Annotated in this window: 15 protein-coding genes; 9 read left to right on the top strand and 6 right to left on the bottom strand. The window is 60.4% G+C overall.

Features of this window, described 5'->3' with window-relative positions:
* The first annotated feature begins 27 nt into the window (after positions 1-27).
* Positions 28-480 carry a D-aminoacyl-tRNA deacylase gene (gene dtd, locus GFS31_RS04865; RefSeq protein ID WP_198807127.1) on the top strand — a complete coding sequence of 151 codons (453 nt, stop codon included), beginning with the start codon at positions 28-30 and terminating at the stop codon, positions 478-480.
* A 32-nt stretch (positions 481-512) separates the two neighbouring features.
* On the opposite strand, the gene GFS31_RS04870 is transcribed toward dtd, so the two are convergent.
* Positions 513-1310 (bottom strand): nuclear transport factor 2 family protein, encoded by a 798-nt coding sequence (locus GFS31_RS04870; protein ID WP_198807128.1) that lies wholly within the window; start codon positions 1308-1310, stop codon positions 513-515.
* A gap of 213 nt (positions 1311-1523) precedes the next feature.
* On the opposite strand from GFS31_RS04870, the gene murG reads away from it, so the two are divergent.
* The 4 genes from murG (at position 1524) to GFS31_RS04890 (ending at position 4704) form a co-directional block, all read left to right on the top strand.
* Positions 1524-2615, top strand: a complete 1092-nt coding sequence (gene murG, locus GFS31_RS04875) for an undecaprenyldiphospho-muramoylpentapeptide beta-N-acetylglucosaminyltransferase (protein ID WP_225907569.1) — start codon at positions 1524-1526, stop codon at positions 2613-2615.
* 273 nt (positions 2616-2888) lie between these two features.
* Positions 2889-3410: a photosystem I assembly protein Ycf3 gene (locus tag GFS31_RS04880; RefSeq protein WP_198807129.1), complete on the top strand. Its 522-nt coding sequence runs from the start codon at positions 2889-2891 to the stop codon at positions 3408-3410.
* A 130-nt stretch (positions 3411-3540) separates the two neighbouring features.
* A complete protein-coding gene (gatC, locus tag GFS31_RS04885) occupies positions 3541-3834 on the top strand; it encodes an Asp-tRNA(Asn)/Glu-tRNA(Gln) amidotransferase subunit GatC (protein ID WP_198807130.1) in 294 nt (97 codons plus the stop codon).
* Between the two features lie 90 nt (positions 3835-3924).
* Entirely contained in the window at positions 3925-4704 is a 780-nt protein-coding gene (locus tag GFS31_RS04890; RefSeq protein WP_198807131.1) for a Uma2 family endonuclease, read from the top strand.
* A gap of 132 nt (positions 4705-4836) precedes the next feature.
* Here GFS31_RS04890 and GFS31_RS04895 read toward each other — a convergent pair whose 3' ends face one another.
* Together GFS31_RS04895 and GFS31_RS04900 are read right to left on the bottom strand one after the other, a co-directional pair.
* The gene (locus GFS31_RS04895; RefSeq protein ID WP_198807132.1) at positions 4837-5910 is read right to left on the bottom strand and encodes an anthranilate phosphoribosyltransferase family protein; all 1074 of its coding nucleotides are present in this window, start codon (positions 5908-5910) and stop codon (positions 4837-4839) included.
* A 108-nt stretch (positions 5911-6018) separates the two neighbouring features.
* The gene (locus GFS31_RS04900; RefSeq protein WP_198807133.1) at positions 6019-6957 is read right to left on the bottom strand and encodes a LysR family transcriptional regulator; all 939 of its coding nucleotides are present in this window, start codon (positions 6955-6957) and stop codon (positions 6019-6021) included.
* Between the two features lie 380 nt (positions 6958-7337).
* Here GFS31_RS04900 and trxA point away from each other — a divergent pair, with 380 nt between their 5' ends.
* Both trxA and GFS31_RS04910 read left to right on the top strand, forming a co-directional pair.
* Positions 7338-7688: a thioredoxin gene (gene trxA, locus GFS31_RS04905; protein ID WP_198807134.1), complete on the top strand. Its 351-nt coding sequence runs from the start codon at positions 7338-7340 to the stop codon at positions 7686-7688.
* Between the two features lie 130 nt (positions 7689-7818).
* Positions 7819-8844, top strand: coding sequence for an ABC transporter permease (locus GFS31_RS04910; protein WP_198807135.1), 1026 nt, complete (start codon positions 7819-7821; stop codon positions 8842-8844).
* Between the two features lie 105 nt (positions 8845-8949).
* Here the strand turns inward: GFS31_RS04910 and GFS31_RS04915 are convergent, their stop codons facing one another.
* Both GFS31_RS04915 and GFS31_RS04920 read right to left on the bottom strand, forming a co-directional pair.
* Positions 8950-9369: a tetratricopeptide repeat protein gene (locus GFS31_RS04915; RefSeq protein WP_198807136.1), complete on the bottom strand. Its 420-nt coding sequence runs from the start codon at positions 9367-9369 to the stop codon at positions 8950-8952.
* 12 nt (positions 9370-9381) lie between these two features.
* Positions 9382-9738, bottom strand: coding sequence for an iron-sulfur cluster assembly accessory protein (locus GFS31_RS04920; RefSeq protein WP_198807137.1), 357 nt, complete (start codon positions 9736-9738; stop codon positions 9382-9384).
* Positions 9739-10076: 338 nt separating this feature from the next.
* Here GFS31_RS04920 and GFS31_RS04925 point away from each other — a divergent pair, with 338 nt between their 5' ends.
* Both GFS31_RS04925 and argJ read left to right on the top strand, forming a co-directional pair.
* Positions 10077-11729, top strand: a complete 1653-nt coding sequence (locus GFS31_RS04925) for a DUF6930 domain-containing protein (protein ID WP_198807138.1) — start codon at positions 10077-10079, stop codon at positions 11727-11729.
* 94 nt (positions 11730-11823) lie between these two features.
* The gene (gene argJ, locus GFS31_RS04930) at positions 11824-13065 is read left to right on the top strand and encodes a bifunctional ornithine acetyltransferase/N-acetylglutamate synthase (protein WP_198807139.1); all 1242 of its coding nucleotides are present in this window, start codon (positions 11824-11826) and stop codon (positions 13063-13065) included.
* A 165-nt stretch (positions 13066-13230) separates the two neighbouring features.
* Here argJ and clpB read toward each other — a convergent pair whose 3' ends face one another.
* Positions 13231-15933, bottom strand: coding sequence for an ATP-dependent chaperone ClpB (gene clpB, locus GFS31_RS04935; protein ID WP_198807140.1), 2703 nt, complete (start codon positions 15931-15933; stop codon positions 13231-13233).
* Positions 15934-15977 lie beyond the last annotated feature (44 nt).

The following is a 15977-nucleotide window of genomic DNA, read 5'->3' on the forward strand; positions in this document are numbered from 1 at the left end:
GGATGTCGCCAGCGAAAGGGGGGAGCCATGCGAGTGGTCGTACAACGGGTCACAGCGTCCCGCGTATGGGTTGCGGGGGAAGTGGTGGGATCCATTGGCCGAGGGCTAAACCTGCTGGTGGGCATTGCCCCCACAGATACGGCGGCAGAACTGGACTGGATGGCCCGAAAATGCTTGGATTTACGGCTTTTTCCGGCCCTAGATAGGGATCGCTGGGAGCGGTCTGTCCAGGAGATTCAGGGCGAGATTCTCGTAGTTAGCCAGTTCACCCTCTACGGTGACTGTCGCAAAGGTCGGCGTCCGTCCTTCGACAAAGCGGCCCCGCCCGCCCAGGCCGAAGCCCTCTACGATCAGTTTGTGGAACGCCTGCGAGCCAGCGGATTGCGCGTCGAAACTGGGCACTTTGGGGCCATGATGCAGGTAGACATCACCAACGATGGCCCCGTCACCCTGCTGCTGGAGCGAGAAGCCCAGGATTAGGGAGCCGTCAGAGAGGGCTTGATCTAGAGTGCTTAATCCACGGGCACCCGGCGCGTTTCCACGACCATGCCGTCTTCCCGGATAATCACAGCGGAAATCCAGCGCTGGTCGGGGCTGCTGGGGGCAGTACCCACCCGATACAGCCCCCCCGCGCTGAGCACATCAAACACCACCGGGCGGGGCTCGAAGAAGTCGATAGCCGTCACCCCTTCATCCACGGCGACCCCCATCAAAGATCGGCCCTCCAGGGGTTCCATGACGATGGTATCGAAGGCAAAGGACTGGCCGGGAGACAGGCGATTGGGCAGCAGGGTTTGCAGGGTGGGCGGGTTGGTGCCGGAGGTGATGCGGCTCGTTTCCGACAGGGTGTCTTGGCGGACAATTTGGCCATTTTCTAAACGCTGCCGCGAAGTGACATCGGCGGTCAGGTTCAGCCGTCGGTCGGGCAAGACCTGCACCCCATTGACCTGCGTCCGAGTTTCGAGGGTGTAGGTGCCTGGGCCTGCTGCCTCCCAGCTCAGCAACTCTACCTCGTAGGTCAGGGTGCTGTACTGCTGCCAGAAGGTTTCCAGGGTTTGGCGCAGTTGGCTATGGTCAAAGCCCGTATCGCTGGTGAAGGTGGTGCTGTAGGCCGCCATCACGGCCTCAAGATCCTGGGCATTGGCGGCGGTTTCAATCCGCTCTAGGGTTTGGCGCACCGCTGCGGGGGCCGTTGTTGCCGTCGCGGCCCAGGCCGGAGCGCTACCTAGTCCCAAGGTCAGCACCCAGGCCGACCCTGCCAAGCCACCCATGCGCCCGATGGCCGATAAACCCACACCACACTGCCCCATACCGATCTCCTCACCAAAAATTGACGCCTGCGGGAACACGGACGCCATCGGCCCGGTTTGCGTTCCCTTAGCACAAGCTTAGGGCAAGGGACAAGGAGTTGGTATAGTGAAAAGCGTTTTTACGGGCGAGAAAAGACCGTGGCCCAAACCGATTCATCCCCTCCGTTGAATCTGCCCCATCTAGACGCCGATCCGTCGATGACAGGGCAACCGATGGCCCAACGCTCTATGGCCGATCAGCGAGGCAAAATCCTGGTTGCCGCCAGTGGCACTGGGGGGCACCTGTTCCCAGCCCTGGCCACCGCCGCCGAGCTTCAGCGCCTGGGCTATACCCTGGAATGGCTGGGGGTGCCGGATCGCCTGGAAACGACTCTGGTAGCCGATCAGTACCCTCTGCATACGGTGAAACTGGCGGGGCTTCAGGGACGGCCTGGGGTGCGGACGCTGCGGCTGCTGAGCCAGTGTGCCCTAGCCACGCGGCGGGTGCGGAAAATTTTGAAACAGGGCCAGTTTAGCGGCGTGTTTACCACCGGGGGCTACATTGCCGCCCCGGCCATCCTTGCGGCCCACTCCTTGGGCCTGCCCACGGTCTTGCACGAATCCAACGCCCTGCCAGGGAAAGTTACCCGCTGGCTGAGTTCCTGGTGCACCACCGTGGCCGTGGGGTTTGAGGCTGCTGTGTCCTATCTTCCCAAGGCCCACACCGTCACCGTGGGCACCCCCGTGCGGGACGATTTTTTGGCCGTTCCGTCCCCGGCCCTAGTCGATCCCGTCATCCCTGAAGACGTACCGCTGATCCTGATCTTTGGTGGCAGTCAAGGGGCCGTGGCGGTGAATCGTTTGGTGCGCCAAGCTGCCCCTGCTTGGTTAGAGCAGGGTGCGTGGATTATCCACCAAACCGGGAATAACGACCCTGATACCGACGCCCTCAGCCATCCCCACTACATCCACCGTCCTTTTTTCAACACCATGGCGGCGCTGCTGAACCGGGCAGATCTAGCCCTCTGTCGTTCTGGCGCGGGCACCCTCACCGAGCTGGCCATCACCCGCACCCCCTCCCTACTGATTCCCTACCCCTCGGCGGCGGAGGATCACCAAACCATCAACGCCCGTGTATTTAGCGATGCCGGAGCAGCCCAGCTTTTGCCCCAGAAGGAGCTAACGGCAGAACACCTAGCCGACACCGTCACCCAGCTTTTGCAACACCCCGACCGCCTCGACACCATGGCCACCGCCGCAGGGCGTCTGGCGGTGCGAGACAGCGCCCAAAAACTGGCAACCTTGGTGCAGCAGGTGATGGGGTAACGCCCTCCCCCCAGTTCCTCTCCCTGTGGGAGAGGAGAGCTAGAAAGGTTCAAAGTCCCTCTCCCCATGGGAGAGGGATTTAGGGTGAGGGCTAACGACGCGGCTGGGGGCAGATATCTTCACGCTTGCAGTCTTTACTTAACCCGAACTGAGGCTAGAACTACCGTTTCAAGATTCTCCTAGGCCAGACCAGCAGCCCTTTGGTAGGCTAATCTAAAGAGCAATGGTTTCCTGCACCCCTGTTTTCCTAGCCCTCATTGGTGGACGTCATCTATGCCCAGAACCCAGCGTAACGACAACTTCATCGACAAGTCCTTTACGGTGATGGCGGACATGATTCTGAAGATGATGCCCGCCAAAAAAAGTGAGAAGGAAGCCTTCGCCTACTACCGAGATGGCATGTCGGCCCAGGCCGATGGCGAGTATGCCGAAGCCATGGAAAACTACCGCGAAGCCCTCACCCTAGAGGAAGACCCCTACGACCGCAGCTTTATTCTGTACAACATGGGCTTGATCCACGCCAGCAACGGCGAGCACGAACTGGCCATGGAAAAGTACCAGGAAGCTATCGACCTCAACCCCCGCATGTGCCAAGCCCTCAACAACATGGCCGTGATCTACCACTACAAGGGCGAACAGGCCGAAGCGGCTGGGGATAGCGACTCCGCCGAAACCTACTTCGACGAAGCCGCCCGCTACTGGCTGGAGGCCATCACCATCGCCCCCAACAACTACATCGAAGCCCAAAACTGGATGAAAAACACCGGGCGTCTGAAGAACGACATCTTCTTCTAAGTCCATCCTCTTCTAAGTCCGTCCTCCAACTCCCCTCTTCCCGTGGGAGAGGGGCTGGGGGTGAGGGCCAAGGTTCTACGGGTGAGGGCCAATCCCGCATATCATCAGTTATTTTTGCGATTCCAACACCATGATTGATCTCGAACAGGTTCAGAAAGTTGCCCTCTTGGCTCGGCTGGAGCTTTCCCCCGAAGAGGAACAGCAGTTCACCGGGCAGCTCAGCAGCATTTTGGAATACGTGGAGCAGCTCAGCGAACTTGACACCACCGACGTAGAGCCCACCACCCGCGCCATTGAACTCAACAACATCACCCGCCCCGATGCGCTAGAACCCTTTGGCGACCGGGAAACCATGCTGAACTGCGCCCCCGACCGAGAAGAGGATTTCTTTAAGGTGCCGAAGATTCTTGAGGGCGAGGGCTAACGCTCGTCCGAGACGTTGTTTGGTCGCAGTTCAGAACCCTGTCAGCATTGTTATGCTCAGGGTATGGTGTCGTTCATTTGCGGGGAAACCATGACCCAGAGCCGCCTGCCGACCTACTCCCTAGATCCCGACCTACAACCGAATATCGACGATTTAGTGATTGAGGACGGTGATCCTCCCTACGAACCCCTAGACCCGGATCTCTACCCCAACATCGACGATCTGGTGATTGAAGACGATACCCCCGTGGATAACTTTTTGTCGGCGAAGCTGCAACGGCTGCTGGTGGAGATTCTGTATAGTTCCTGGGCCAGCCTGGGGATGGATCGTCCCTTTTTGGCTGATGCGGACATCGGTCTATTTTGGGCGGTGGGTCAGCCGCCCATCGTCCCCGATGTGTTCCTTAGCCTGGATGTGGAGGTACCCCAGGATTTTCGGGAAAAGCGCCATCGCACCTACCTGCTGTGGGAAATTGGCAAGTCGCCGGAGGTGGTGATTGAGATTGTCTCGAACCGGGTGGGCAACGAACTAGGCCGCAAGCTGGAGACCTATGCCCGACTGGGGGTGGCCTACTACGTCGTGTTTGATCCACTGCGCCAGTTGGGCGATGAGCCGCTGCGGGTGTTGGGCCTCCACGAGGGGCGCTATGCCCCGCTGGCAGAACCCTGGCTGGAGCAAGTGGGCCTGGGGCTCACCCTCTGGGAGGGCAGCTTTGAGGGCTTGACCACCACCTGGCTGCGCTGGTGCGACCAAGACGGCAACCTCCTCCCCACCGGAGCCGAGCGGGCGGCACAGGCCGAGGCCAAGGCGGCCAAGCTGGCGGCACGGCTGCGGGAACTGGGGCTTGATCCTGATGCCCTGGGGGAATAGCCCAACGGTTCAGCCCAAGACTACACTGGACAACCTCGACTTCCAACCCCGCCAACCGTAGGGGCGAGGTCTCCTCGCCCGCTGATACCGAAGGGCCGCAAGCCAGATTGAAGTTCAGCCTAGATCCAGGGGCTAGGCCGGAGCAACCGCCAGCGCTGCCGTGTGCCGTTGCAGTTCCTCCAATTTGGCCAGGGCTTGGCCTTGGGTGATCAGATCATCGGCCAGCGCGAGCCCCGTTTCCAGGGACTCGGTAGCGCCCCCCTGCCACAGGTAAAAGCCCGCGTTCCACTGGGCGGTTTTGAACAGTTCCGAGGGCTGACCCGCCAGCACGGCCAGCAGCGCTTCATCGAGGGTGGTTTCGTCCTCCAGGGGCACATCGTCGCCCTCAAAGCCGTAGTCGCGGGGGTGGAGCAGCAGTCGTTCCACGGGGGCATCGGGGGCGGCGTCAGCGGGATGAATCCCCACGATGGCGGTGCGGCCACGGGCTAGGTCACAACTGCCCTCCAGCCCTTTGACGGCCATCCATTCCCGCTGGCCGCGCAGGGCAAAGGTGGCCTGGGCCAAAACTTCGGTGGGGGGATGCACAAACCCCAGCACCAGACGATGGGGGCCAGCGTAGGGCGACCACATCAGTTCCACGGTGGCAAAGGGGGGACGTTTGCCAATTTGTTCCCGGTAGGGCACCAGGGCGTGGGCCTGGGGGAAATGCTGGGGCAGATACACGAAACCAAAGCCCGTTTGATTCAGCATCGCGTGGCTTTGGGCTAGGGAGAGATCCGCCAGATTTACCCCCAACTGCGCCCACAGTTCCACCAGGGGAATCCCTTCCTTGGTGGGCATCCGGTCGCCGCCGTGCAGCACCACGGGCACCCCCGCCGCCAGCAGCACCAGGGTGGTCACAGGCGTGACCGGAACCGTGCGGGAACGACCATCGTAGGGACAGCTCAGCACCAGGGCTTTGCGACCATCGGCGATGGCAGGAAGGGTTGGCCCCAGGGCGGCGTAGGCATCGAGGGTACCCGCCAGTTCTTCTGGGATGGGGCGTTTGATCCGGTGGGCAATCATAAAAGCCCCAATTTGGGCGGGGGTGGCGGTTTGGGTCAGCATCATTTGGGTGGCGGCATCGGCCTCCTCCCGGCTGAGGGGCTTGGAGGTGTGGCTACCGCTGCCCACCTTTTTGAGTAATTCCCGAAATTCCTGACTCATGCTGTCCCTCGCCATTCCGCCCTAGGTCGTTTTTATCCTACCGAGTTCACGTCCTAGAACGATATCGGCCCAGCTCATTTTTTGTCGCTGGAGGAATACAACCCCAACCTACCGTTGAACCATCGCGGCCTCCACCTGTTTCACCGAATCCAGCACCGTGGCCGACACCCCCTGCACCAGGTCGTAGAACCGCCGAATGGGGGGAATGCTCAGGCGATCCCGCGTTGTCACCATCACCACCGACCGGGTCAGGGTCGGATCCTCGGTGGGGCGCACCGCTAGGGTGGGGTCGGCGTAGCATTCCACCAGGGCCGACTGGGGCAGCAGGGCGATGAAGTTGCCCTGACGAATTACCCCCCGAAAGGCGTCTAGGGTGTTCAGTTCCAGGGCCGCATTCAGGCTTTCCCCTCGGTGTTGGAACTGCTCTTGCACCAGGCGCTGCATCCCGTAGCCGTCTTTAAAAATCACCTGGGAAAATCGAGACAGCGCCTCCCAAGACACCTGGGGCTGGCTGGCCAGGGGATGATCCGCCCCCATCAGCACCTCCACATTCTCCTCAAACAGCGGCGTCACCACCATTTCTGACTGCGACACCAAGCGAGGGTTGTGCATCACAATGGCCAAGTCCACCAAGCCATCCCGCAGCACCTTGAGGGATCGGTCGCTGCCGAGGGCCGTCACCCGGAGCTGTACCTGGGGAAATTCCGCGCAGAACCGTTGCAGCACTGGGGGCAGCAGGGTAGAGCAGACCGACTGAATCGCCGCGACGCACAGTTCTGGCTGCTTCCCGGCCATCAGGTCAGCAATGTCCCGCGCTACCTGCGTCCAATCTTGGTAAATGCGGCGGGCCTTGGGTAGGAGACGCTCTCCGGCCACCGTCAGCTTGGCCTGGGAACCTCGATGAAACAGGGGCGCGTCTAGCTCTGTTTCTAGCGCCTGCACCTGGCGGCTAACGGTGGATTGCGTCACCCGGCACTGGTGCGCCGCTGCCTGAAAGCTACCCGTGTCCGCCACCGCCAAAAATGCCTGAAGCTGTTCGATCCGCATTAAACCCCTTGTCCAGATAGAAGAATCGGCGCACCGAAGGCAGGCCACCACTTCCTTTTCGTAACAGATCACGGGTTCCCAATTCGTATCAACGGTAGCGAATGACCGGGCTGCACCCTCCCTTCCCGGGCTTAGCCCTTTCTAACTAGAGGCGGGACTCCGTAGAGTAGCGAATGACCGGGTGCATCCTCTCTTCCCCTACCCTGGATCGCCATGCCAGCGGTTGCAGCTTTGGTTAGCCGTCTTTCGGCCCGTCGCCATAACCGGATCCGCCCGCACCTAGGCCCAAAGCGCCCTGTCCATGGCGGGGTGAGAATGCAGTAATGTAGAAGACGACATCCGGGACGTTCCCCCCGACATCCTCAAGGAGATTTTTTCCCATGGCAGACGCGGCCCAGTATTTAACCCTAACGGCGGATAACTTTGAGGCCGAAGTGCTCCAGAGTGAGGTGCCCGTGCTGGTAGATTTTTGGGCGGCTTGGTGTGGCCCCTGCCGCATCATGAACCCGATTGTGGAAGAACTGGCGGAAACCTTTGCCGGACGCGCCAAAATCGCCAAGCTGAATGTGGACGACGAAGATTCCCTGGCGCTTCAGTACCATGTGATGGCCATTCCCACCCTGATTTTCTTCAACAAGGGTGAGCGAGTCGCCACTATTGAGGGGGTGGCTTCCAAGGACGACCTCACTGCCAAATTAGAAAACCTGATCACCAGCGGTGCCATTGCCTAGACCGTAGCCTAGGTCGTAGGGTGGGCACCGCCCATCACGCTGATTGATAACCCTCAGCCCCCTCATCCATGGTTGGGGTCAGCATTGTGTAACCCAATCCCCAACCCCTAACCCCCAATCCCCAACCCCCATGTCCCGCTCCGCCGCCCTGCGCTACTACGTCCTCACCCGGCTGATGCTGGCCCCGTTGATGATTTGGACGATTACCACGGTGGTGTTTTTGCTGCTGCGGGCCACCCCCGGCGACCCCGTAGATGCGCTCTTGGGGGCCAGGGCTCCGGCGGCGGCGAAGGATCAACTGCGGGCACAGTTGGGGCTCGATCAACCCCTGTGGGCGCAGTACCTAGACTATCTGGGGCAACTGCTGCGGCTGGATTTGGGCACCTCCATCGCCACCCAGGGGCAAACGGTGTGGGCCATCATCCGCGCCCACTTTCCGGCCACGGTGGAGCTGGCCCTGTGCGGCATGATTGTGGCCACGGTGGTGGGGGTGACGGTGGGCGTCATTTCCGCCTCGCGGCCCAACTCGCCCCTGGATGCGGGGGGGCGGCTGTTTGGCATCATCACCTACGCCATTCCGATGTATTGGTTTGGCATGATTTTGCAGCTTATTTTTGCGGTGCAGTTGCGCTGGTTTCCCATTGGCACCCGCTATCCCCTCCAGGGCACGCCCCCGACTGGCCTCACGGGGCTGTATCTGCTGGATAGCTTGTTGACTCTGAATTTGCCTGCCTTTGCCACCACCCTCTACTACCTAGCCCTGCCTAGCCTCACCCTCGGCGTGCTGATTAGCGGCGTGTTTGAGCGCATGGTGCGGGTGAACCTAAAGCAAACCCTCACCGCCGACTATGTGGAAGCCGCCCGCGCCAGGGGCATCCCCGAGCGGCGTATTGTCCTTGTCCACGCCCTCAAAAATGCCCTAATTCCGGTGATTACCATTCTGGGCCTCACCTTTGCCTCGATGCTGGGCGGAGCCGTGCTGACGGAAGTGACCTTCTCCTGGCCCGGTTTGGCCAACCGTTTGTACGAAGCCATCTCCCAGCGCGATTACCCCGTGGTGCAGGGGTTGATGGTGTTTTTTGGCATGATCGTGGCCATCATCAGCATCGCCATTGATATCCTGAACGCCTACATCGATCCCCGCATTCGGTATTAGAATCGGCTGCTCTGAACGGCCCAATAAAAGTCCAAAAAATAAGTCGAAAAAATAAGGTGCATTTGCCAAGCGAATGCACCTTACGGTCGTGTGTGGCACCGGGGTCTAGGCGGTGAGCCAGCCTTTCACCCGTTGTAGGCTGGCCCAGTCGGGTTTGCGGCTGAGGCCGTCTTCGATGTTTTGCAGCACTTCGGTGCGAAGCTCTTCCGCGATGGTCATCACCTGTCCGGCGATTTCAACGTGTTGGCGCACACCGGGTTTGCCCGCCTCCAGCATGGCTACGGCCAGGTTTACACGCCCCTGGGGATCTTGGGGGCTGAGCTTGACGGACTTTTGGGCGGCTTTCAGGGCGGAAGTGGGTTTGTCCGTCAGCAGGTAAAGCCAAGACAGGCAGGCCCAGGCGGCGGCACTTTTGGGGGCGCGGTCGCAGATTTCCTTGAAGACAGGGATTAGTTCAGCGGGATCTTCCCCCGCTTTATAGCGCTCAATGGCCGCATCAAAGAGGGATTCAACGGTTTGGGTCATGGTGTTTTAAGGTTAGGCCCCAAAGGATTTGCCGCAGCCGCAGGTTTGGCTGGCGTTGGGGTTGGTGAACTGGAAGCCACCGCCAATCAGGGCGTCGCTGTAGTCGAGCATCATGCCATAGAGATAGAGCAGGCTCTTTTTGTCGCAGACAACCTGAAAGCCGTCGTAGTCGTAGACTTCGTCGTGTTCGTTGATGTTGCTGAGGTCTTCAAAGTCCATGGTGTAGGACATGCCGGAGCAGCCGCCCTGGCGCACCCCCACTCGCAGACAAAGGGCTTTCTCCCCCTGCTGCTGTTGGAGCGCCTTGACGTGCTTAAGCGCCGTTTCGGAGAGCAGAATGCCTCGGGTTTGTTCGGTGACCTGTGCCATGACAACCTTATCGACTAAAAATCTTGGACGCAGACTGAGCAGAACGGGGCCGCTATAGCTTAGCGGTTAACCATTCTAGCGGTTTATGACGACCCCGGAAATGCCAAAAATGTTTTGAAATCTAACACTTTTGAGGGCCAACCTTCGCGGTTTTACCCGGAACTTTCTATAGTTTACTCTGAGGCTCTGGTTGATGGGGGAGCTGTGGGCTGTCCCTGGCGGGGTTGGCCATTAAACCCCTCAATGTTGACCGTTGTCTTTTGCCTATCTTTGGCCTAGCCCTGAGACGGCCTTGCCTAGGCTGTTATCCTTAGTTCGCCCCCCTGAGACCCTAGTCCATGACTCGATTGAACCGCATCACCATCGACCGCCTCAAGCAACTGCCTCGGGTAGCCAGCGTGTGGGAGGGAGATCGGCGACCCATGAGCGGGTTGGTGGAGGAAGACTCGAATCCTTGGGGCCGCAGCGGCCAAGGCGAACACAGCGATTGTATTCTCTGGGTAGACAGTGGCCAGGGCGCGGTGCGCGGTATTACCATGGTGCCCTCCAGCAGCGGCTACGAGCCCGTGGTGCGAACACTGATCCAGGCGATTGAGTCGCCCCAGGGGTCGCTCACTCCGGCGCGGCCCAGAAAAATTGTGGTGAGGGATCGGGAAATTCAGTTTTACCTGCGGGGGGCCATCCAGGGGCTTGATATTGAGGTGGACTATGCCCCGGAGCTGCCGTTGATTGATGAACTGTTCAACGCCCTTCAGCAGGCGGGCGGCATGGAGGAGGCGGAACTGCCCGACCGCTACGGCGACGCCATGCTCGACAAGGCCATGGAAATATGGGAGCTTGGCCCCTGGCACAGCCTTAATGAGCAGCAGGTGATTGCCATTGAACTGAACGCCTGGGACATTGAAACCCTCTACGTGTCGGTGCTGGGCATGGGCGGGGTGGAGTATGGTCTGCTAATGTATCGCACCCTAGATTCCCTCAAACAGTTTCGGGATCGGGTGCTGATGGGGCAGCAATCGCCCAAACAAATGCAGGAAGCCTTTTTGGAGCAGGACTGCCTGTTTGTGAACTTTGAACTGCTGGAGGATTCCCCCCCTAGCGGCCCCTTTGCTGCCCTGGGCTGGGCCAACGCCGCCCCCGATGCCGTGGATCCGGTCTTTGGCAGCATTCACCCCCTGGAAGGGTTACGCAGCCAACTAGCCGATGAAGAAGGGGCCATTTTTCTGGTGGCGATGGAGGCGCTTCAGCGGTTCTTGACCAAGCATCGGGCGCGGCTCGAAAAGCCTCCCTACCCAGCCCTACAAGGCAGCTACCGCATCCCTAACCCCGAAAAAAGCCAGGGATCTGCCCTCAAGGTGACAGTGAAAACTCTGCCATCGGTAACGGAAGAACTGCTAGAGCAAACGGAAAGCGCCCTAGACGACAATGACGCCCGCCTTCCCGTACTGCGGGATGACTATGTGCCGGAGGGGGCGATCATTTTGCTCACCCAAATCCAGCGTTCCTGGCTCGATCTGGTAAAACGCGACCCCCTCGTGGCCTATGTGGACAACCCCGACCACCCCCTGCCTAACCAGGCTACGATTCCGGCGGTGATTATTCAAACCTCGCGCCCCAAGGCCAAGACCCTAATCAAGAACCTTAAACAGGCCCAGGACGTGCAGGCTGTCTGCTTTAATCCCGGCAGTGACCCCTTCAGCGGTACTAGCTTTGACCTGGGGCTTTTGCAAACTGGAGATGGCGAACTGCACCTCTTCGCCGAATACGACGATGGCCCTGGCCCTGACCGCCAGCACTTGATCCGATGGGAGCAGTGGCAAAAAGCCAGCCAAGGCTGCTGCGCCGTGGTGATTACCTGCGGCATTACCGGACAGGCCAAGGGAAACCCCGGCCTTAAGGACATCATTGGCGTTTTTGAAGCCCGCCACCGCACCCCCACCGACCTCAAGTTGCCACCCCTGCTGCTGCAATACGCCGCCGAGTGGGAATGATCAGAGCCTAGGAAATGGTCATGCGGTAAGCATCCCCAGGACGGGGGGCTTGGTATAATCCCCTGCAAAACACCATCCACAAGGAAAAACGGCAATGGCGGAGTGGCAGATCATTGAAGGCGGCGTCACGGCTCCTAAGGGCTTCCAGGCGGCGGGCATTACGGCGGGGCTCAAGCCCTCCGGTGCGCCAGACTTGGCCCTGATTTACTCGGAATGCGACGCCATTGCGGCGGGGGTCTTCACCACCAGCCACGTTCGCGCCGCCTGTGTAGACTACTGCCGCCAGCGCCTAGAGGCCCGCTCCAGCAGCCGCGCCATTTTGGTCAACGCCGGACAGGCCAACGCCTGCACGGGCAACCAGGGCTGGGTGGATACGGTGGACAGTGCCGAAACCCTCGCCGCTGCCCTGAATATCCCCGCCGATGCGGTGCTGATTGCCTCCACCGGGGTGATTGGCCAGCGGATCAAAATGGATCAGCTTAAGGCGGGCATTCCCAACCTGGTGCAAGCCCTCTCGCCCACGGGGTCCGAAGCGGCAGCGTCCGCCATCATCACCACCGACCTGGTGCCCAAAACCATCGCTATGGAGACCATCCTCCACGACCGTCCGGTACGCATCGGCGGCATTGCCAAGGGATCGGGGATGATCCACCCCAACATGGCCACCATGCTGTCCTTCGTGACCTGTGACGCCACGGTTTCGCCCACCCTGTGGCAGGATATGTTGCGCCGTGCCGCCGACCGCAGCTTCAACCAAATCACCGTGGACGGCGACACCAGCACCAACGATTCCCTGATCGCCCTGGCCAATGGCGAATCCCGCACCCCCGCCATTACCGACGAAGGCCCGGAGGCCGAGCAGTTGGAGGCCATGCTCACCGCTGTGTGCCAATACTTGGCCAAGTCCATCGCCCGCGATGGCGAAGGGGCTACCTGCCTGATTGAAGTCACCGTCTCCGGGGCCGTCAACCAAGCCGCCGCCAACCAGGTGGCCCGCACCATCGCCGGATCGTCCCTGGTCAAATCCGCCATCTTTGGCCACGACCCCAACTGGGGCCGCATCGCTGCCGCCGCCGGACGGGCGGGCGTCACCTTCGACCAAGATGACCTGCGGGTGCAGTTAGGGGACTTTTTGCTGATGGAGCATGGCCAACCCCTGCCCTTTGACCGCCCTGCCGCCAGCTCCTACCTCACCCAGGCCAGCCAAGGGGAATACCTCAAAACCGACACCGTCGCCATTCAGGTGTCCATCGGCGACGGCCCCGGTTTTGGCCAAGCCTGGGGCTGCGACCTCAGCTACGACTACGTGAAAATCAATGCCGAATACACCACCTAGGGCAGACGGGAACTCCCGGCAGAGGGTGGCACCGTGAGGACGCCCAACAGCAGAGCATGAGTGAGGGTGTGCCAACACCCTCCAGGCCCTTTTCCCTGTGCGGCGGCTAGAACGTTACGTGATACCAAGTCCGAACCCCATAGCCCCGATTCCCAGAAGGTTGCGTCAGATCCCGGCAACGGATTCCGCCAGGGGGTGATCTTCAGCCTGTGGCTCTGGTTCTGGGGCCGGATCCGCAACAGCCACCTCTTGGGCGCTGAACACCAGGCCATCGTCGCCCTGATCGACGCGGATGGTGGCTCCTTCGGCGAAGGTGGTTTCTAGGATTTTGGTGGCGATGGGGTTTTCCAGTAGGCGCTGAATGGCCCGTTTGAGGGGACGGGCACCGTAGACCGGGTCGTAGCCGCTTTCGGCAATGAAGTCGATGGCGGCATCGGTGATATCGAGGCGAATTTTTTGGTCGGTGAGGCGTTTTTCCACCCGCCGAATTTGGATCGCCACAATTTTCCGCAGTTCCTGTTTCCGCAGGGAGTGGAACAGAATCAGGTCGTCCACGCGATTGAGAAATTCGGGCCGGAATTGTTTTTGTAGCGCCTTCAGCACCAGGCCGCGCATTTCGTCGTAGCGGTCGTCATCCCCCGCCAGTTCCAAAATGTGGTCGCTGCCCAGGTTGCTGGTCATGATCACCACGGTGTTGCGAAAATCCACCCGATGGCCCTGGGAATCGGTGATGCGGCCATCGTCCAGCACTTGCAGGAGGATATTGAACACGTCGGGGTGGGCCTTTTCCACCTCGTCCAGCAGCACCACGGAGTAGGGATGGCGGCGCACCGCTTCGGACAGTTGGCCCCCGTCTTCGTAGCCCACGTAGCCGGGAGGAGCCCCCACCAGGCGCGATACGGCATTTTTCTCCATGTACTCCGACATGTCGATGCGGATCAGGGCATCTTCGGTGTCGAACAGGAATTCCGCCAGGGCGCGGGCCAGTTCCGTTTTGCCCACCCCCGTTGGCCCCATGAACAGGAAGGAGCCTAGGGGCCGACCGGGATCATTCATCCCCGCACGGGCGCGACGGATGGCGGCGGCGACGGCGGAAACCGCTTCATCCTGGCCAATCACCCGGTCGTGAAGGTGGCCCTCCAGTTGCAGCAGCTTTTGCCGCTCCGAGGCCATCAGGCGATTGACCGGAATGCTCGTCCACTTGGCGACGATTTCGGCAATGTCGGCATCGGTGACTTGTTTGCGCGATAGGGTGGTGCCCTGGTCTTGGATTTCCGCCAGTTGGGATTCCAGAGCTTCCCGTTCCTGCTGTACCGCTTCTAGCCTGCCGTATTTAAGCTGGGCGGCTTTGTTCAGGTCGTAGGCCCGCTCGGCCTGGTCGATTTGGCGGCGTAGGCTCTCTTCTTCTTCCTTCAGTTGGTGGATGGCGTCGCGGGTTTGGTTTTGCCGTTGCCACTGCTCATCCAGGGTCTGCTTTTGGGGCATCAGGACGGAAATTTCCTGCTGAATGCGATCTAGCCGTTCGCGGGTGGCCCGACTGGCAGTTCCGGCCCGGTCTTCGGCCTCCAGGGAGAGCTTTTCCATCTCGAGCTGCATCAGCCGCCGCTCCATGGCCTCTAGCTCGGCGGGTTTGGAGGTAATCTCCATCTTCAGCTTGGCCGCCGCTTCGTCGATTAGGTCAATGGCCTTGTCGGGCAAAAATCGATCCGCAATGTAGCGATCCGACAGCACCGCCGCCGCCACTAGGGCGCTATCGGCAAACTCCACCTCGTGGTAGCTTTCGTAGCGATCCTTTAGCCCCCGCAGGATGGAGATGGTGTCCTCGGCGCTGGGCTGGCCGATGTAGACCTGCTGGAACCGCCGTTCTAGGGCGGCATCTTTTTCGATGTGTTTGCGGTACTCGTCCAGGGTCGTCGCCCCAATGCAGCGCAGTTCGCCCCTGGCCAGCATGGGTTTGAGCAGGTTGCCCGCATCCATGGTGCCCTGGCCCGCCCCGGCCCCCACCACGGTGTGTAGTTCGTCGATAAAGAGAATGATCTGCCCCTCGGAGTCAGTGACTTCCTTCAGCACCAGGCGCAGGCGTTCTTCAAACTCGCCTCGGAACTTGGCTCCAGCAATCAGACCGCCAATGTCCAGGGAAATCAGCGTCCGCCCCTTGAGGGATTCCGGCACCTCGCCGTTGATGATGCGCTGGGCTAGGGCTTCGGCGATGGCGGTTTTGCCTACCCCCGGTTCGCCAATCACCACCGGATTATTTTTGGTGCGGCGCGACAGCACTTGGATCACCCGCCGAATTTCCTCGTCGCGACCAATCACCGGGTCGAGCTTGCCATCCCGCGCCGATTGGGTCAGATCCAGCCCAAACCGCTCCAGCGCCTCATACTGGGCTTCGGGTTTGGGATCGGTGACGCGCTGACTGCCCCGCACCGCCTGGATCGCCGCCATTAGTTCGGCGGAATCCACATTAAAGCCCCGCAGCAACCGCCGCCCAATGCGTTCATCCTGCTGAAAGCCCAGCAGTAAATGCTCCACGGAGATGAGCTTGTCTTTAAAGTTCTCCCGCGCCTCCTCTGCCTTGTCCAGCATTCGATCCAGGCTTTTGCCCAGGTACAAGTTGCCGTCCATGGGGGCGCGTACCTTGGCCTGCCGCTGGGTAAAGGTTTCCAGTTCGTCCAGGATGAGATCCGTATCTAGCTTGGCCTTGGCCAAAATGCGGTGAGCCAGCCCGTCCTCCTCCTGGTCGAGCATGGCAATCATCACATGCTCCACTTCTAGATACTGATGTTTGAAGCGGCGGGCGACATCCTGCGCCTCAACAATGGCATCCCAGGCTTTGTCGGTAAACTGATCCGGATCGGTGGGCTGCATAATCTCCGTGGGCAGACGGTTGGCGGGAGGGGAACCGTTGGTAT

This window comes from Leptolyngbya sp. BL0902 (assembly GCF_016403105.1).
Taxonomy (GTDB): domain Bacteria; phylum Cyanobacteriota; class Cyanobacteriia; order Phormidesmidales; family Phormidesmidaceae; genus Nodosilinea.